At 72.0% G+C, this 17316-nt stretch carries 15 protein-coding genes and 2 riboswitches; of the genes, 2 read left to right on the top strand and 13 right to left on the bottom strand.

The window, feature by feature from the left end; all coding sequences use genetic code 11:
• Positions 1-211 precede the first annotated feature (211 nt).
• Positions 212-1705, bottom strand: coding sequence for a glutamate-cysteine ligase family protein (locus AC3EVP_RS28485; protein ID WP_435134688.1), 1494 nt, complete (start codon positions 1703-1705; stop codon positions 212-214).
• Between the two features lie 475 nt (positions 1706-2180).
• Between AC3EVP_RS28485 and AC3EVP_RS28480 the strand changes: the two genes are divergently transcribed.
• A complete protein-coding gene (locus AC3EVP_RS28480) occupies positions 2181-2768 on the top strand; it encodes a hypothetical protein (RefSeq protein ID WP_335984288.1) in 588 nt (195 codons plus the stop codon).
• 96 nt (positions 2769-2864) lie between these two features.
• Here AC3EVP_RS28480 and AC3EVP_RS28475 read toward each other — a convergent pair whose 3' ends face one another.
• Together AC3EVP_RS28475 and gcvP are read right to left on the bottom strand one after the other, a co-directional pair.
• Positions 2865-3059, bottom strand: coding sequence for a DUF5999 family protein (locus AC3EVP_RS28475; protein ID WP_335984286.1), 195 nt, complete (start codon positions 3057-3059; stop codon positions 2865-2867).
• Between the two features lie 260 nt (positions 3060-3319).
• Positions 3320-6217 (bottom strand): aminomethyl-transferring glycine dehydrogenase, encoded by a 2898-nt coding sequence (gene gcvP, locus AC3EVP_RS28470; RefSeq protein ID WP_435134685.1) that lies wholly within the window; start codon positions 6215-6217, stop codon positions 3320-3322.
• A 62-nt stretch (positions 6218-6279) separates the two neighbouring features.
• A riboswitch (glycine riboswitch) is annotated at positions 6280-6403 on the bottom strand.
• A 1-nt stretch (position 6404) separates the two neighbouring features.
• Positions 6405-6517: riboswitch (glycine riboswitch) on the bottom strand.
• Positions 6518-6663: 146 nt separating this feature from the next.
• Here gcvP and AC3EVP_RS28465 point away from each other — a divergent pair.
• The gene (locus tag AC3EVP_RS28465; protein ID WP_335984283.1) at positions 6664-7035 is read left to right on the top strand and encodes a PRC-barrel domain-containing protein; all 372 of its coding nucleotides are present in this window, start codon (positions 6664-6666) and stop codon (positions 7033-7035) included.
• On the opposite strand, the gene AC3EVP_RS28460 is transcribed toward AC3EVP_RS28465, so the two are convergent.
• The 10 genes from AC3EVP_RS28460 to clsA form a co-directional block, all read right to left on the bottom strand.
• Entirely contained in the window at positions 6957-8375 is a 1419-nt protein-coding gene (locus AC3EVP_RS28460; protein ID WP_435134682.1) for a DNA polymerase IV, read from the bottom strand. The genes AC3EVP_RS28465 and AC3EVP_RS28460 overlap by 79 nt on opposite strands.
• Positions 8376-8544: 169 nt before the next feature.
• Positions 8545-9090, bottom strand: a complete 546-nt coding sequence (locus AC3EVP_RS28455; RefSeq protein ID WP_335984297.1) for a MerR family transcriptional regulator — start codon at positions 9088-9090, stop codon at positions 8545-8547.
• 325 nt (positions 9091-9415) lie between these two features.
• Positions 9416-9889 carry a bifunctional nuclease family protein gene (locus tag AC3EVP_RS28450; RefSeq protein ID WP_335984280.1) on the bottom strand — a complete coding sequence of 158 codons (474 nt, stop codon included), beginning with the start codon at positions 9887-9889 and terminating at the stop codon, positions 9416-9418.
• A gap of 173 nt (positions 9890-10062) precedes the next feature.
• Entirely contained in the window at positions 10063-10809 is a 747-nt protein-coding gene (gene ftsR, locus AC3EVP_RS28445) for a transcriptional regulator FtsR (protein ID WP_335984278.1), read from the bottom strand.
• Between the two features lie 33 nt (positions 10810-10842).
• Complete coding sequence (locus AC3EVP_RS28440; protein WP_435134678.1) at positions 10843-11637, bottom strand: double zinc ribbon and FHA domain-containing protein; 795 nt, start codon at positions 11635-11637, stop codon at positions 10843-10845.
• 105 nt (positions 11638-11742) lie between these two features.
• On the bottom strand, positions 11743-12555 hold the full coding sequence (locus AC3EVP_RS28435) for a DUF881 domain-containing protein (RefSeq protein ID WP_335984274.1): 813 nt from the start codon (positions 12553-12555) through the stop codon (positions 11743-11745).
• Positions 12556-12562: 7 nt separating this feature from the next.
• The gene (locus AC3EVP_RS28430; protein ID WP_202237672.1) at positions 12563-12895 is read right to left on the bottom strand and encodes a small basic family protein; all 333 of its coding nucleotides are present in this window, start codon (positions 12893-12895) and stop codon (positions 12563-12565) included.
• 4 nt (positions 12896-12899) lie between these two features.
• Entirely contained in the window at positions 12900-13835 is a 936-nt protein-coding gene (locus tag AC3EVP_RS28425) for a DUF881 domain-containing protein (protein ID WP_335984272.1), read from the bottom strand.
• Between the two features lie 198 nt (positions 13836-14033).
• On the bottom strand, positions 14034-16529 hold the full coding sequence (locus AC3EVP_RS28420) for a sugar phosphate nucleotidyltransferase (RefSeq protein WP_335984270.1): 2496 nt from the start codon (positions 16527-16529) through the stop codon (positions 14034-14036).
• A 22-nt stretch (positions 16530-16551) separates the two neighbouring features.
• Positions 16552-17160 carry a cardiolipin synthase ClsA gene (clsA, locus tag AC3EVP_RS28415; protein WP_335984268.1) on the bottom strand — a complete coding sequence of 203 codons (609 nt, stop codon included), beginning with the start codon at positions 17158-17160 and terminating at the stop codon, positions 16552-16554.
• Positions 17161-17316: the final 156 nt, after the last annotated feature.

The following is a 17316-nucleotide window of genomic DNA, read 5'->3' as shown; positions in this document are numbered from 1 at the left end:
CACGATACGAAGATCCCGCCCGCCGCCCTACCACCGCACCACCCCGCCCCGGTGCCGCGCTCGCGCGGTGGGTGCGCCGCGCGAGCCTACGCCACCCGCCTGGGTCGTCATGTCCGCGACCGGTCCGCAGCGCGCCCCGGCACCCGTACGGCGGCAGGCGCGCGGCGGGGCGGGCGGCGGGGTGTGCGGAGGGATGTGCGGCCGGGGCCGGTCAGCCCGGGAGCTGCCAGGTGTGGACCGGGGCGCCCTCGGTGGACAGGGCCCGGTAGCGCTGCGTCATCGCGGCGAGCGCCGCCCGGCGGTCCAGGCCGCGGTCGAGGTAGTGGTGGAAGGCGTCGGCCTGCCAGCGGGCGCCGTTCGTCCGGCGGCGGCAGCGCTGCTCGATGATGCCGAGGTAGTGGTCGCGGTCGGCCGGGTCGATGCCCCAGGCGTCCAGCCCGGCGGCGGCCAGCGGCAGCAGTTCGTCGCGGATCAGGTCGGCCGCCGGCACCTGGGCGAGCGCGGTGCCGCGCGGGCGCGGCCAGTGCAGCACCGCGTCCACGCCGTCCCGGCAGGCCGCGTCGAAGTTCGCGGCGGCGGCGCCGAACGGCAGCCGCTGCCAGACCGGCCGCGGCGCCTCGGCGAGCGAGCGCACCAGGCCGTAGTAGAACGCCGCGTTGGCGATGACGTCGGCGACGGTCGGCCCGGCGGGCATCACCCGGTTCTCCACCCGCAGGTGCGGCACCCCGTCGACGACCTGGTAGACCGGGCGGTTCCAGCGGTAGATAGTGCCGTTGTGCAAGGTCAGCTCGCGCAGTTCGGGCACCCCGCCCTCGTCGAGCACGCGCAGCGGGTCCTCCTCGTGGCAGATCGGCAGCAGCGAGGGGAAGTAGCGCAGGTTCTCCGCGAACAGGTCGGCCGCGGAATCGATCCAGCGCTCGCCGAACCAGGTCAGCGGCCGTACGCCCTGGGCCCGCAGTTCCTGCGGGCGGGTGTCGGTGGCCTGCTGGAAGAGCAGCGGGCGGGTCTCGCGCCACAGTTCGCGGCCGAAGAGGAAGGGCGAGTTCGCCCCGATCGCCACCTGCGGCGCGGACACCGCCTGCGCGGCGTTCCACGCCGGCCCGAAGCGGCCCGGGGTGACCTGGAGGTGCATCTGCATGGAGGTGCAGGCCGCCTCGGGCGCGATCGAGGCGGAGGTGTAGACGAGGTGCTCGACGCCCTCGATGTCGAGGGTGATGTCCTCGCCGCGCATGGCGAGGATGCGGTCGTTGAGCAGGGTGTAGCGGTCGGCGCGGGAGAGGTTCGCCGAGACCAGGTCCTGGGCCTGGAGGGTGGGCAGGATGCCGATCATCACGATGCCGGCGCCGACCTCGCCGGCCATCCGGTCGGCGTAGCCGAGGCCGGTGCGCAGTTCCTCGGCGAGCCGGTCGAGGACCCGGCCGGAAAGCGCGTGCGGCGCGATGTTCACCTCGATATTGAACTGGGCCAGCTCGGTCTGGAAATCACGGCTCGCGATGCGCTCCAGCACCTCTTCGTTCATCATGCGGGGCAGCCCGCGGGAATCCGCGAGATTCAATTCGATCTCCAGGCCCATGAGATTGCGCGGCCGGTCGAAGCGCTTCTCCGCCAGCAGCCGCTCCAGCCCCAGCAGGCACTGCTGGAGCTTGTTCCGGTACATGCGCCGGTCGGCCAGGTCGAACGCCCCGGCCGCGACCTTCTCCCCCATCGAAGCGTCCCTCCTCGTGCGGGTCCTCACGGGAGGATGCCCCATGGAACTGATCGATAACGCCCACCTCGACCGGGTGTGCACGCTACGCTTGCCGTAGTGGCCGACAGCGGGCACGTGCCGATGGCACATTCGGCCCAGGACACGGCGGGAAATCCCGCCTATTGGCACCGTATGTTTCCGGCCGACCGTACACCGCGGAAATCGCCGACGACCGCGCGGCAGCCTGCGGTAATGTCGGCTGCGGCCGTCCGGAGGAAGGCGGATTACCGCCTTGCGGGTAATGCCGGCGGCCGGTAGATGAAACATGGAGCGAACATACGTCGTATAAACTCCGCGCACGAGGCAGAGTATCCGCCGTCGCCGGGCGAGCTTGAGCAGTAACCCTCACCAGGTACTGACCGCGGCCGTCCGCATCTCGCCCGCACCGCTTTGTGCCCGCACCACGTGTCTCCCAGTGAGAGGCGACAACACCATGCCGCTGCTTGTCCCCCCAGCACCCGCACCCGCCCTGTTGAGCGTCCTGGCGGCGCTCAGTTCGCCCACCGCGGTCCTGGAAGCCCGTACCCCCGCCCTGCGCACCGCGGAGGGGCCGCTGGACGCCGAACACCCCCTGCCGGTCCATGTGTTCGAACCCGCGTCGGTGCCCGGCGGCCTGCCCCACGCGCGGCTGGCCGGCTGGCGGTTCCATATCAGGGCGGGGGCCCGGGTGGCCGCGGCGGGCGAGACCGTGGCGACCCCCGACGGATGGGTGTTCTCGCGCTTCTCCGAGGGCCCCTACCTGGCCTCCACCGAGCGCGCGCTGCGCCAGGCCGAACCGCTGCCGGCCACCTACCAGCCGCACCTGCTGTCGGTGCCGAGCCGCTACATGATGGCGCTGTGGCTGCACTCGGTGCCGCGGGCCGACGCCGCCACCGCGCAGCCGGACCCGGCCGACCTGGTCATCCCGCTGGCCCCGGCGCCGCCCGGGATCGCCTCGCACCGGGTGTACCGGATCGTGGAGATGGCGCCGCTGCTCAACAGCTGGCTCGCCCCGCCGCCGCTGGCCGGCTCGCCCGCGTAGCCCGCAGAGCACGCCTTCGGCACGAGCAAAGCCGGTTTCCCCGGGCGCGGCAAGGCCCGGGGGAACCGGCTTTCGTTGCCCCCGTCGTACTCCCCGTCAGGCGCCTGCCGCGGCCAGCGGCCGGTGCGGCGCGATGATCTGCCCGTCGGGCAGGATCTCCCCGGTGTCCTCGAAGAGCAGCACCCCATTGCACAGCAGGCTCCAGCCCTGCTCCGGGTGGTGGGCCACGATCAGGGCGGCCTCACGGTCGGCGCTGTCGGCGGTGGGGCACTGCGGCTCGTGCTTGCACATGGTCACTGGTGTCTTTCGCTGCGAGAGGTGAATGGTGCGGTCGGTCGCGTGGCCTGCCTGGCTCATGTGGGTCCCCCGTTCTCGCGCGGCCGGTCCCAGTCTTGCGCCCCGGACGGCCTTCCGCAGGTGTTTCACGTGCGCGCTGCTCATTGGTGCAGGACGCGCCATCCGCGCGGCCGGTTGCGGACACGAAGGCGGCGCTTTCCGCCCGTTTCCGGGTCGGAAGGCGCCGCCTTCCCACAGTGCTGCCGCCGGGCCGGTCAGCCCTCGTAGGCGTCCAGCGGCGGGCAGGAGCAGACCAGGTTGCGGTCGCCGAACGCCCCGTCGATCCGGCGCACCGGCGGCCAGTACTTGTCCGCGGGGTGCACGCCGGCGGGGAAGACGGCCTCCTGGCGGCTGTAGGGGTGCTGCCAGTCGCCGCCGAGGGCGGCCGCGGTGTGCGGGGCGGAGCGCAGCGGGTTGTCGTCGGCGGGCCACTCCCCCGCGCCGACCCGGTCGATCTCGCCGCGGATCGCGATCATCGCCTCGCAGAACCGGTCGAGTTCGGCGAGGTCCTCGCTCTCGGTGGGCTCGATCATCAGGGTGCCGGCCACCGGGAAGGACATCGTCGGGGCGTGGAAACCGTAGTCGATGAGCCGCTTGGCGACGTCGTCGACGCTGACGCCGGTGTCCTTGGTCAGCTGCCGCAGGTCGATGATGCACTCGTGGGCGACCAGGCCGCCGGGGCCGGTGTAGAGCACCGGGTAGTGCGCCTCCAGCCGCTTGGCGACGTAGTTGGCGCTCAGTACGGCGATCTGGGTGGCCTGCCTGAGGCCCTCGGCGCCCATCAGCCGGACGTACGTCCAGGAGATCGGCAGGATGCCCGCCGAGCCCCACGGCGCGGCGGAGACCGGGCCGACGCCGGTGGCCGGGCCCGCCTGCGGCTGGAGCGGGTGGTTGGGCAGGTGCGGGGCGAGGTGGGCGCGGACCGCGACCGGGCCGACGCCGGGTCCGCCGCCGCCGTGCGGGATGCAGAACGTCTTGTGCAGGTTCAGGTGGGAGACGTCGGCGCCGAAGCGGCCCGGGCGGGCGAGCCCGACCAGCGCGTTGAGGTTGGCGCCGTCCACGTAGACCTGGCCGCCCGCGTCGTGCACGGCCGCGCAGATGTCGGTGATGTGCTCCTCGAACACGCCGTGCGTGGAGGGGTAGGTGACCATCAGCACGGCGAGCCGGTCGCGGTGCTGCTCGATCTTCGCCCGCAGGTCGTCGACGTCCACGTCGCCGTCCTGGCCGGTCTTGACGACGACCACGCTCATCCCGGCCATCACCGCGCTCGCGGCGTTGGTGCCGTGCGCGGAGGACGGGATCAGGCAGACCGTGCGGTCCAGGTCGCCGGCCGCGCGGTGGTAGGCGCGGACCGCGAGCAGCCCGGCCAGTTCGCCCTGCGACCCGGCGTTGGGCTGGAGGCTGACCTTGTCGTAGCCGGTGATCGCGGCGAGCTGGTCCTCCAGGCCGTGGATCAGGCTGAGGTAGCCCTCGGCCTGGTCGGCGGGCGCGAAGGGGTGCAGCGCGCCGAACTCCGGCCAGGTGACCGGCTCCATCTCGGTGGTCGCGTTGAGCTTCATGGTGCACGAGCCCAGCGGGATCATGCCGCGGTCCAGGGCGTAGTCGCGGTCGGCGAGCCGGCGCAGGTAGCGCAGCATCGAGGTTTCGCTGCGGTGCCGGTGGAAGACGGGGTGGGTGAGGTAGTCGCCGGTGCGCAGCAGCGCGGCCGGCAGCGCGTCGGCGGTGGCCGCGTCGAGGGCGTCGAGGTCGGCGGTGTCCGCGGTGTCCGCGCCGAACGCGGCGAGCACCGAGGTGAGCGCGGCGCGGTCGGTGGTCTCGTCGCAGGCGATGCCGACGTGGTCGGCGTCGGTCTGCCGCAGGTTGATGCCCGCGGCGCGGGCGGCGGCCACCACGTCGGCGGCCCGGCCCGGCACCCGGGCGGTCAGGGTGTCGAAGAACGCGTCCTCGACGACCTCCACGCCGGCCGCGCGCAGGCCCGCGGCGAGCACCGCGGCGTAGCGGTGGGTGCGGCGCGCGATGGCGGCCAGCCCGTCGGGGCCGTGATAAACGGCGTACATGCCGGCCATCACGGCGAGCAGCACCTGCGCGGTGCAGATGTTGCTGGTGGCCTTCTCCCGGCGGATGTGCTGCTCGCGGGTCTGGAGGGCGAGGCGGAAGGCGGTGTCGCCGTCGGCGTCGACCGACACGCCCACCAGGCGGCCGGGCAGGTTGCGGGCGTAGGCGTCGCGGACGGCCATGTAGCCGGCGTGCGGGCCGCCGAAGCCCATGGGGACGCCGAAGCGCTGGGTGGTGCCGACCGCGATGTCCGCGCCGAGCTCGCCGGGCGGGGTGAGCAGGGTCAGCGCCAGCAGGTCGGCGGCCACGGTGACGATCGCGCCCAGCTCGTGCGCCTGCTCGATCACCGGCCGCAGGTCGCGGACGGCGCCCGAGGCGCCCGGGTACTGGAGCAGCACACCGGTGACACCGCGCTCGGCGACGTCGGCGGGGATGCCGGCGGACAGGTCGGCGGTGACGACCTCGACGCCGGTCGGTTCGGCCCGGGTCCGGATCACCGCCAGGGTCTGCGGGAAGGTGTCGGCGTCGACCAGGAAGACGCCGTTCTTGACCTTGCCGACCCGGCGGGACAGCGCCATCGCCTCGGCGGCCGCGGTGCCCTCGTCCAGCAGGGAGGCCCCGGAGGTGGGCAGGCCGGTGAGGTCGGCGACGACGGTCTGGAAGTTCAGCAGCGCTTCGAGGCGGCCCTGGGAGATCTCCGGCTGGTAAGGGGTGTAGGCGGTGTACCAGGCGGGGTTCTCCAGCACGTTGCGCAGGATGACCGGCGGGGTGAAGGTGCCGTAGTAGCCCAGGCCGATCATCGGGGTGAGCACCTGGTTGCGGTCGGCGAGCGCGCGCAGCTCGGCGAGCGCCTCGGCCTCCGTGACGGCGGCCGGCAGGGCGAGCGCCTCGGTGCTCTTGATGGTGTCGGGGACGGCCGCGGCGGTCAGTTCGTCCAGCGAGCCGTAGCCGACCTGGGCGAGCATCTTGGCCTGCGCCTCGACGTCGGGACCGATGTGGCGGCGGGCGAAGGGCCGGCCTGCTTCCAGCTCGGCGAGGGTGGTTCGGCGGTCACTCATCTTCGGGGGCCTCCTGGTCCGTGACGACCTTCGGGGGGTGCCGCCAGGGCACCCGTACGGCCTCCCCCTCTGTCATCACAACCTGAGAGCTTCACCGCCCCGGCCCACAGGGCGGCTTTCACCGTCGGTGAGGACGCGTCCCGGCGGCCGCTCTGCTTCCGGGACAGGTCCTGCTTTCCAGAGTGACCTCACCCGAGCGGTACGGATGCCTGAGAGTTTCCGGGGAGGATTTGCTCCTTCGGCGCCCTCCGCCAACCGCCGCCAGGCGGGGTTCTCGGAGGACTCTCCCGCACGGGGTCGACGGCCGTTGTCCAGCCTACCAGCGCGTTCCGAACAGGGGTCGGAACAGGTGCCGAGTCGACACCGCCCCGGTTGTGGCCTTGGGTAGGTACCAGCGGCCGCCGTACGGCGGCGGCCTGGGGTTGGTTGGACTGGTTGGAGGGACCGTGCAGACCGACATCGATCCGCGCAGCCTGATCGGCCGCCGCGCCTTCGACCGTGACGGGACGAGGATCGGCACGGTGGACGAGGTCTACCTCGACGACGCGACCGGCACACCGGAGTGGGCCGCGGTGCGCACCGGCCTGTTCACCCGGGACGCCTTCGTGCCGCTCGGCCCGAGCGAGCTGGACGGCGACAAGCTGCGGGTGCCGTACGAGAAGGCGCTGATCAAGGACGCCCCGGACTTCGGGGTGGGCCGGCACCTGTCGCCCGAGCAGGAGTTGCAGCTCTACCACCACTACGGGATGGACGTGCCGCGCTCGGCGGCCGAGCCGGCGCCGTCCGGGGACTTCGGGGAGCTGGCCGACGAGGAGTGAGCCTGCTGGGCGGCCAGCGGCAGCGGGTCGCTGCGGCGCAGTGCCGGGTCGTCCACGGGGAAGGTGCGCACCCGGCCGGGCACGGTGTCGGTGGGCACCTCGAAGCGGACCGTCACCCGGCCGACGCCGCTGCCCTGCACCCATCCGGCGCCGTAGCTGTCGTGGGTGACGTCATGGCCGGGCATCCAGCGGTCGGCCCGTTCGGCCGCGGGCGGCGGGCGGCTGGGCAGCGGCTCGGGGGCGTCCGGCTCGGGGCCGCCGTGCAGCGCGCGCTCGCCCTCGGCCTGCGCGAACAGGTCCTCCTGCGTGAAGTCGGCCAGCCCCGCCACGCCCACCCCGAGCAGCCGCACCCCGCCGGTGGTGTCCACGGCCTCCACCAGACGGCGGGCGGTCTCGCGGACGACGGCCGGGTCGTCGGTGGGGGCGCGCAGCGTCTCGGAGCGGGTGAGGGTGGAGAAGTCGTACCGCCGGACCTTCACCACGACGGTGCGGCCGGAGCGGCCCGCGCCGCGCAGCCGCTGCACGCAGCGCTCGGCGAGCCGGTCGATCTCGTACCGCACATGGGCGCGGTCGGTGAGGTCGCTGTCGAAGGTGTCCTCGACGGAGATGGACTTGACGTCGCGGTCGGCGACCACGGGGCGGTTGTCGACGCCGGCGGCCATGGCGTGCAGGCCCGCGCCGTGGGCCTTGCCGAGCAGCCGCACCAGCTCCGCCTCGCCCGCCTGGGCGATCTCGGCGACGGTGAGGATGCCGGCCCGGCGCAGGTGCTCGGCGGTGGCCGGGCCGACGCCGGGCAGGGTGCGCACCGGCATCGGGTCCAGCAGCGCCCGCTCGGTGCCCGGCTCGACCACGACCAGGCCGTCCGGCTTGGCCTGCTCCGAGGCGATCTTCGCCAGCAGCTTGGAGCCGGCCAGCCCGACCGAGGCGGTCAGGCCGGTGGCGGCCTTGATGTCGGCGCGCAGCCCGCGCGCCACGGCCCGCGGGTCGTCGGCGTAGGCGCCGGCTTCCAGGTCGAGGAACGCCTCGTCCACGCTCAGCGGCTCTATCAGCGGTGACGCCTCGCGCAGCAGGCCCATGACGATCTCGCTGATCTGCCGGTAGAGGCCGAACCTCGGCACGAGGTAGGCCGCGTTCGGGGCCAGTCGGCGGGCGTGGGCCATCGCCATGGCGGAGTGGACGCCGTGCACACGTGCCTCGTAGGACGCGGTCGACACCACGCCGCGGGGTCCCAGGCCGCCGACCACCACCGGCTTGCCCCGCAGGCTCGGCTTGGACGCCTGCTCGACCGCGGCGAAGAACGCGTCCATGTCCAGGTGCAGGATCGTCGGCGCACTTCTCACACCCCCAAGCCTCCCGCATCCCACCGACAGCAGCCGTACAGGTGTACGGCGACGGCGGGTCGCGGCCGGGGCGTACGGGTGGGGTCAGGTCCTTACGGGGCGGGGCTTTATCGGCCGGGCCTTTGCGGGGCCGGCCTGTCACGGGCCGGAGGCACCTGCGGCCGGGGGCTCAGACCGCCTTGTTGCGGCGCCGGGCCAGCTCGTCGGCCGGATTGTGGCCGATCAGGGTCTCGCCGGTGTCCACGCGCTCGCCGTGCATCTGCGACAGCGCGCTCTCGACGTCGCGCCACACGACGCCGACGGCGATCCCGAAGATGCCCTGGCCGCCCTGGAGGAGCTGCACCACCTCGTCGGGCGAGGTGCACTCGTAGACGGTCGCGCCGTCGCTCATCAGGGTCATCCGGGCCAGCTCGCCCGGGCCGACCGAGCGCAGGTGCTGGACGGCGGTGCGGATGTTCTGCAAGGAGACGCCGGTGTCCAGCAGCCGCTTGACGATCTTGAGCACGACCACGTCGGAGAAGCCGTACAGCCGCTGGGTGCCCGAGCCGTAGGCCGGGCGCACGCTGGGCTCGACGAGGCCGGTCCGGGCCCAGTAGTCGAGCTGGCGGTAGGTGATGCCCGTCGCGGCGCAGGCCGCGGGGCCCCGGTAGCCGACCTGCTCGGGCGGCGTCTCGGCCGGCGGGCCGCCGTCGGCGCCCACCGCCGCGGGAGCCAGTGTCCCCCGGGCCGGATACGGGCCGCCGGTCGCCAAACCGTCGCCGGTACTTCTCACGACGCCCTCCGTCCCCTTCGCGTCCACTGGCCGCGTGCACGTGCCACCGGACTTTCCCTCTGACGGTAGGCAGTCGTCACACGTGCGTCAACGATCGCCACGCTCGGCACGCCGAGTGAAATTCACCCCAGGAGTGGTTTGATCTGATTGCACAGCGGGAACCCAGTTCCGAATGCCCCCGCGGCGGCAATATTGCCCCCATCCGGGCAGCCCGCAGCGGCCCGGCCCGCGAGCCGGGCCCACCGCCGCACGGCGGCGACGTCCGGGCCTACTGGTTGCTGGTCCCGAAGTCCTCGGGCGAGATCTGGTCGAGGAACTCGCGGAACTTCTCGACCTCGTCCTCCTGCTCGTCCGGGATCGCGATCCCCGCGTCGTCCAGCACACCTTCGCTGCCGTAGATCGGCGTACCGGTGCGCAGGGCGAGCGCTATGGCGTCGGACGGGCGGGCACTGACCTCGACCCCGCCGGCGAAGACCAGCTCCGCGTAGAACACGCCGTCCCTCAGGTCGGTGATACGCACCTCCGTCAGCGTCTGTCCCACCGCCTCGAGCACGTCCTTGAAGAGGTCGTGAGTCAGCGGTCGCGCAGGGGTCATGCCCTGCTGCGCGAATGCGATGGCCGTCGCCTCTCCCGGCCCGATCCAGATGGGCAGGTACCGGTCGCCTCCTACTTCACGCAGGAGCACGATCGGTTGGTTGGAGGGCATTTCGACCCGGACACCCACAACGTCGAGCTCGTTCACACAGCAACCCTAGGCCGTGCCCGCGGGGTTTGGGTAGTCGGGCAGGCCCCGGGCGCGGCCCGAAAGCCATCCGGAGCCCCCTCCGCCCGGCGGTTCTCCCCCTGCCGGCCGCCCCGGGCGGCACTTCCGGCCGCGATCCGGCCGAAATCCGGTGCCGGTCGGCCGCCGGAGGGTCAGTCCAGCCGGACCCGCAGCGCCGACTGCACCATCGCCGCGTGCAGCCGCACCGACAGCGTGGCCAGCTCCCGGGCGGTCGCCTCCGCGTGCAGCCGCGTCTGCGGGTTGCGGTGCAGCCGCAACGGCGCCACCACCTGCTCGACCAGGCCCGCCTCCCGCTCGGCGGCCGCCTTCACCGCGCGCAGATGGCGCGGCTCCAGCCCGAACCGGCCGAGGTCCACGATCAGCCGGGCCACGTTCACCGCGTCGGCGTCGTAACCGCCCCGGGAGTCCGCCGCGATCAGCCCGTACGACTCCCACTCCGCGAGCGCGTCGCCGTCGGCCCCCGTGGCGGCCAGCAGCTCGTCCCGGCCGATCCGCATCCGCGCGGGCTCCTCGGGCTCCAGGGAGCCCTCCAGCGCCTCACGCGACTCACCCGGGCCGGGCAGCGCGACCGGCTCGCCCCGGTCCATGGCGTCCAGGTGCTCCCGGATCACCCGCAGCGGCAGGTAGTGGTCGCGCTGCACCCGCAGGACGTACGCCAGGCGGTCGACATCCGCCCCGTTGAACTTCCGGTACCCCGAGGGGGTGCGCTGCGGCTCCACCAGCCCCTCCGCCTCCAGGAAGCGGATCTTGGAGATGGTGACCTCGGGGAACTCGTCCTGCAACCGGGAGAGCACCGCGCCGATGCTCAGCAGGGCGCCGTCGTCCCCGGCGGAGACGGCGGCGGTGCCGTCACCGGCACCGCCTGACGTTCTCGGCATGCACACCTTCCCTGGGACCGTGCGGCGGGAGGGTCAGACACCCGCCTGGCTCGCGTAGAACACCAGCCGGTACTTGCCGATCTGCACCTCGTCCCCGTTGGACAGCTGCACCGCGTCGATCCGCTCCCGGTTGACGTAGGTGCCGTTGAGGCTGCCGACGTCGGAGACAGTGAACACGCCGTCGGCACCGCGCCGGAACTCCACATGGCGGCGCGAGACCGTCACGTCGTCCAGGAAGATGTCGCTCTGCGGGTGCCGGCCGGCGGTGGTCAGCTCGCCGTCCAGCAGGAAGCGGCTGCCGGAGTTCGGTCCGCGCCGCACCACCAGCAGGGCCGAACCCGGCGGCAGCGCCGCCACGGCCGCCTGCGCCTCCGGGGAGAGCGACGGCATCGGGGTCTGCCCCGTCGCCTCCGCCTCGTACGCCTCGATGCTGGAGATCGAGATCGTCGACGTGGTCTCCGAGGGCCGCTCGAAGGGCGCCGCGGCCTGCCCGCCGCGCAACGGAGCGCCGCAGTTGTTGCAGAACCGGCTCGCCGCCGCGTTCTGGTGCCCGCACCTGCCGCAGACCAGCACGCCGTGCTCACCACCCGTGTCCGAGGCCGACGATTCCCCGAAACCTATGCGCGGGGCCGAACCGGGGTCAACAGGCGCCACGCCGGGCGCAGCCGAAAACCCGCCGCCCTCCTGCGACGGGTCCGCGCGGAACAGCGGACGCTCGGCCGGCTGGCCGACGTCCTCCGCCCCGCTGCGCGGCGCACGGTGGCGTGCCGTGGCCGGGTCACCCGACTGGCGGGCGCTCTTGCCGAACAACTTCCCAAACAACTTCACGGGCGATTCCCCTTGAAAGAAGCAGACCCGCCCGTGGGGCAGGACGAACTCTCACTACTCACAGTTTCCACCACTCAGCACCCGGCCAGATCCCCGACCCCATCCTCACTGGGATGACCGAGCGTAGTCAGGCTGCTTCGACGGCCGCAAGGCGTCCACGACGATCTTCTGCGACCTGACCACATCAGCACTCGCCTGCTCCTTCTCCAGCGTCTGCACCACCCCTCCGGGGATGTTCAGCGCCGGCTCGAGGTCCGGTGGGTTGCCGATGACTTTGAAGACGTACGGCTGGGCCAATTGGTGCCCGTCGACCAGCACACTGTCGGTGCCGTCGGTGAAGTAAGTGTCGCTGACGACACGTACGTTGTTGACCTGGATCGCCTCCGCGCCGGCCGCACGCAGCTCCTGGACGGTGTCCAGCAGCGAGTCGGCCTCGACCTGGCCGTGCGGGTCCCTGACCGTCAGGGTGATCCCCGGGCCCTGAGCCGCCACCGTACCGGCCAGCACACCGAGTTCCCGCGCCTTCTCCTGCGTCTGCTTGAGCGCCTCGGCGGCCTGGTCGGAACTGGTCTCCAACTCGCTGCGCTGGTTCTCCAGTCCGCGCTTCTCGTCCTGGAGCCGCTGGCCGCGGTTGTCCAGCTCGGTCAGGATGCGGACCAGGTCCTCCTGGCGCGCCCCGCGCAGCGTGCTGTTGTCGTCGCTGGTGGTGCGCACCTGGATGGCCAGCCCCAGCCCCAGCACGAACAGCAGCACCGCGACGATGAGTTGGGCGCGGGTCAGCCGCGGCGGCCACAGCCCGGCCAGCAGGCGCTGCCGCCCGCTCCCCGGTGCGGCGGCCGGCTTCTCCCGCTCCTGCTCCCCCGCACCCGGCTGCACGCCGCAGTCCCCGTTCTCCTGGTTCTCCTGCTCGTCGCTCATCCGGACCTCACGCCCGGAAGACGTGCCGGCGGATCGCGGCGGCGTTGGAGAAGATCCGGATGCCGAGGACGACCACCACACCGGTCGACAGCTGCGCGCCGACCCCGAGCTTGTCGCCCAGGAAGACGATCAGCGCCGCCACCACCACGTTGGACAGGAAGGAGACCACGAAGACCTTGTCGTCGAAGATGCCGTCCAGCATGGCACGCAGCCCGCCGAAGACGGCGTCGAGCGCGGCCACGACGGCGATCGGCAGGTACGGCTCGACACCCGAGGGCACCACCGGGCGCACCACCAGCCCGACCACGACCCCCACGACGAGGCCAAGTACGGCGATCACTTCGTCAACCCTTCCCGTTGGACGGCGTCTTCGGCGGCGTCGTGGACGCGCCCGGTGTGGCGTACCGCAGGATCAGCGAGGGCGCGGCGGGCAGGTGTACGTCCCCCTGCACGCTCAGGCTCGATCTGATGCCGTAGTTCGCCACCAGCACGTGCAGGTAGTCCCCGTCCGCGCTGTGCTGGAACGCCGTGCCCAACCGCTTCCCGTCCCCGATCGCCAGCACCGTGTACGGCGGCACCAGCGGCTTGTTGTCGACCAGTATGGCGTCCCCGGCGGCCCGGATCGCCGACAGCGCCGTCAGCCGCTCGCCGTTGACCGAGATCGCCTCGGCGCCCGAGTCCCACAGCCCGTTGACCACGTGCTGCATGTCGCGGTCGCGGACCCGCCCGGTGTCGGAGAAGCCACTGCTCTCCCGCGGGCCGCCGGTGCCCCCTTCAGAGGCTTCCTCGGCGTCGTTGACGACCAGCTTCACCCCCGGACCGTGCACAGGCGTGGCGGCGGCGAGCAGTTCGACCAGCCGCTCCCCGCCGTCGCCCTTCCGCTTCAACGCGGCCTGCTGCTCCGCGGAGACGGTGGCACGCAGCGCGTCGACGTTCTGCTGCAACCCGTCGGTGCTCTTGGTCTCGGTCCGGATACGGTCGATGAGGTTCTGCCGCTCCTTGGCGACCGTGGGCGCCGACACCCGCGCCTGCGCGGCACCGAGCGTCACCACCAGCGCGGCCAGCACCAGACCGGCCGCCAGCCCCAACTTCCCGCCCAGCGCCTTCGGCAGCCGCGACGTGCCGACCTGCCCGCGCCGGGCCGCGGCCTGCGCGTACCCGTCGTCGAGGCTGTGCTCGATGATGTTCGTCAGCAGCGACATCGACGCGTCGAGGCGTCGCGGGGCGGCCCCGGGCACGGGGTTACTCCGATCGGGTTGCTGCTGCGGCATGCCGCACATCGTCGCACGTCGCGGCGCCCACTTTCGAACGGGCCCCCGCCGACGCGCCGTTCACACCGCGCGACCGGTTCGGGTCGGCCCCGGTCGGCATTCCGACCGCAATGCTGCCGGAAGCCGACCGGTTGCCGCTCACCCGCCGATCACCTACCAGTCACCTACCGACCGGTCGCGGTACCCGCCAGGGACCCTCGGAACCGGTCACGGACCGGCGCTCTCCACCACCTCGGACCACTCGTCCAGCAGCGCCTGCGCGGACGCGTCGTCCGGCCCCTCGGCCCACAGGTGCGTGACGGCCTCCGCCGGGTCCGGCAGCACCATCACCCACCGGCCGTCGGACTCCACCACCCGCACCCCGTCGGTGGTGTCCACCGACCGGTCGCCGGCCTCCTCGACCACCCGCCGCATCACCGAGCCCTTCACCGCCCACGGCGTAGGCACGTCCCGCTTGAGCACGTGCGCCTTGGGGATACGGGCGTCGATCTGGCTCAGCGTGAGCTGCGTCCTGGCCACCAGGCCGATCAGCCGCACGAACGCCGCCGTGCCGTCGAAGACACTGCTGAACTCGGGCACCATGTAAGCGCCGCGCCCGTCACCGCCGAAGATCGTGCCCTCGTCCCGGCCCACCCGCGTCAGGTCGTCCGGCGACGTCGTCGTCCACGTCACCTGGGTGCCGTGGTAGGCGGCGACCTGCTCGGCGATCCGGGTGGTGGTCACCGGCAGCGCCACCCGGCCGCTGCGCCGCTCCGCCGCCACCAGGTCGAGCAGCACCAGCAGCGCCCGGTCGTCCTCCACGATCCGGCCCCGCTCGTCGACCAGCGACATCCGCTCGCCGACCGGGTCGAAGCGCACCCCGAACGCGGCACGCGCCGAGGAGACGATCTCACCGAGCCGCACCAGCCCGGCCCGGCGGCTCTGCTCGGTCTCGGTCGGCCGCGCCTCGTCCAGCCCGGGGTTGATGGTCAGCGCGTCCACGCCCAGCCGGCCGAGCAGGCTCGGCAGCACCAGACCCGCGCTGCCGTTGGCCGCGTCCACCACGACCTTCAGCCCGGCGTCGGCGATCCCGGTGGTGTCCACCGCCCGCAGCAGCGCACCGGTGTACGAGTCGAAGACCGTCGCGGGGAAGGTCAGGTCGCCGATCTCGCCGGGGAACGCCCGGCGGTACTCCTGCCGCGAGAACACCCGGTCCAGCTTGCGCTGCCCGGCACCCGACAGGTCCGCGCCGCGCTCGTCGAAGAACATGATGTCCAGCGAGTCCGGGCGCCCGGGGCTGGTTCTGATCATGATGCCGCCGGCACTGCCGCGCGCGGTCTGCTGCCGGGCCACCGGCATCGGCACGTTCTCCAGGTCGCGGACGTCGATCGCGCTCGCCTGGAGCGCCGAGATGACCGCCCGCTTCAGCGCCCGGGCACCGCGGGAGTGGTCACGGGCCGTGGTGACCGTGGCGCCCTTCTTCAGCGTCGTCGCGTACGCGCCCGCCAGCCGTACCGCCAGCTCCGGGGTGATCTCCACGTTCAGGATGCCGGAGACGCCGCGCGCGCCGAACAGGTGCGCCTGCCCGCGGGACTCCCAGATCACCGAGGTGTTGACGAACGCGCCGGCCTCGACGGTCTTGAACGGGTAGACCCGTACGGTGCCCGCGATGATCGACTCCTCGCCGATCAGGCACTCGTCGCCGATGACCGCGCCCTCGTCAATCCGCGCGGCCCGCATCACGTCGGTGTTCTTGCCGATGACGCAGCCGCGCAGGTTCGTCTGCGGACCGACGTAGACGTTGTCGGCGATCACCGCCTTGTGCAGGAACGCGCCGGTCTTCACCACGACGTTGGAGCCGATGACGCTGTGCTCGCGGATCTCCGCGCCGGCCTCGACCTTCGCGTAGTCGCCGATGTAGAGCGGGCCGCGGAGCGTCGCGTCCGGGTGCACGTCGGCACCCTCGGCGACCCACACGCCGGGCGAGATCTCGAAGCCGTCGATGTCGACGTCGACCTTGCCCTCCAGGACGTCCGCCTGGGCCTTCACATAGCTCTCGTGGGTACCCACGTCCTCCCAGTAGCCCTCGGCGACGAAGCCGTAGACCGGCTTGCCCTCCTTCATCAGCTGCGGGAAGACATCGCCGGACCAGTCCACCGGAACATCGGGCTCGACGTAGTCGAACACCTCGGGTTCCATCACGTAGATACCGGTGTTGACGGTGTCCGAGAAGACCTGGCCCCAGGTCGGCTTCTCCAGGAAGCGCTCGACCTTGCCGTCGTCGTCGATGATGGTGATGCCGAACTCCAGCGGATTCGGCACCCGGGTCAGGCACACCGTGACGAGGGCGCCCTTCTCCTTGTGGAACGCGATCAGTTCGGTCAGGTCGAAATCCGTCAGGGCGTCGCCCGAGATCACCAGGAACGCGTCGTCCTTGAGCGCCTCCTCGGCGTTCTTGACGCTGCCCGCCGTTCCCAGCGGCTTTTCCTCGTTGGCGTAGGAGAGCTCCATGCCCAATTCCTCGCCGTCCCCGAAGTAGTTCTTCACCAGGGACGCCAGGAACTGGACGGTGACCACTGTCTCGGTGAGCCCGTGCCGCTTGAGCAGATTGAGAACGTGCTGCATGATGGGGCGATTCACCACCGGCAGCAGCGGTTTCGGCATACTCGACGTCATGGGGCGAAGGCGTGTGCCCTCGCCGCCGGCCATTACAACCGCCTTCATATGGAAACGTCCTCCTCGTGACTCAGCCAGCCGTGGCGTCCGTCCTGACAAGTCGCCGGACCTGCACCACATAGAGGAACCCTGCCCACCAGTACAGGGTTGTACCCCAACCCGCGAACGCCCAGCCGAAAACAGTCGCCACGCTCGCGACCCACCCGCTGCCGTCGCTCAACAGCAGCAGCGGAAAGGCGTACATGAGGTTGAAGGTAGCCGCTTTCCCGATGAAGTTCACCTGGGGTGGGCCGTAGCGGTGCCTCCGCAGAATCAGCAGCATCACCGCCATCATGGCCTCCCGGGCCAGCAGCAGCACGGTGAGCCACAGCGGCAGGATGCCGCGCCAGGTCAGGCCCACCAGGGTGGACAGCACGTACAGGCGGTCGGCCGCGGGGTCCAGCACCCGGCCCAGTTCGCTGATCTGATTCCAGCGCCGGGCCAGCTTGCCGTCGAGGTAGTCACTCACCCCGCTGAAGGCGAGCACGAGGAGTGCCCATCCGTCGGCCTTCGGCCCGCCGAACTCGGGCCACAGAATCAGCCACAGGAACACCGGAACACCGACCAGGCGCGCCATACTCAGGATGTTGGGGATCGTGAAGATCCGATCCGTTTGCACCCGTGTCTCCTGGACCTCCACCGGGGCCCCTCCTGCTGATGTCTGTGCGTGTACGTTTGGCTGCCGGCAGCTACGATCCCGAGGGGCCCCGTGCCGATGTCGCGGGCCGACTCTACCCCAGGGCCGGAAATGACAAAGGCCCGGCCTCGGATTCATCATCCGAGGCCGGGCCCCAAT

This window comes from Actinacidiphila sp. bgisy144 (assembly GCF_057708105.1).
Note: the sequence above shows the minus strand (reverse complement) of the source record. Positions and strands in the feature narration are given on the sequence as shown.

What these genes read in the sequence shown, in the direction of transcription:
- AC3EVP_RS28485 (WP_435134688.1), bottom strand. Translation starts at nt 1,705, where the DNA reads ATGGGGGAGAAGGTCGCGGCCGGGGCGTTCGACCTGGCCGACCGGCGC.
- AC3EVP_RS28480 (WP_335984288.1), top strand. Translation starts at nt 2,181, where the DNA reads ATGCCGCTGCTTGTCCCCCCAGCACCCGCACCCGCCCTGTTGAGCGTC.
- AC3EVP_RS28475 (WP_335984286.1), bottom strand. Translation starts at nt 3,059, where the DNA reads ATGTGCAAGCACGAGCCGCAGTGCCCCACCGCCGACAGCGCCGACCGT.
- gcvP (WP_435134685.1), bottom strand. Translation starts at nt 6,217, where the DNA reads ATGAGTGACCGCCGAACCACCCTCGCCGAGCTGGAAGCAGGCCGGCCC.
- ftsR (WP_335984278.1), bottom strand. Translation starts at nt 10,809, where the DNA reads ATGCCGAGAACGTCAGGCGGTGCCGGTGACGGCACCGCCGCCGTCTCC.
- AC3EVP_RS28435 (WP_335984274.1), bottom strand. Translation starts at nt 12,555, where the DNA reads ATGAGCGACGAGCAGGAGAACCAGGAGAACGGGGACTGCGGCGTGCAG.
- AC3EVP_RS28425 (WP_335984272.1), bottom strand. Translation starts at nt 13,835, where the DNA reads ATGTGCGGCATGCCGCAGCAGCAACCCGATCGGAGTAACCCCGTGCCC.
- AC3EVP_RS28420 (WP_335984270.1), bottom strand. Translation starts at nt 16,529, where the DNA reads ATGAAGGCGGTTGTAATGGCCGGCGGCGAGGGCACACGCCTTCGCCCC.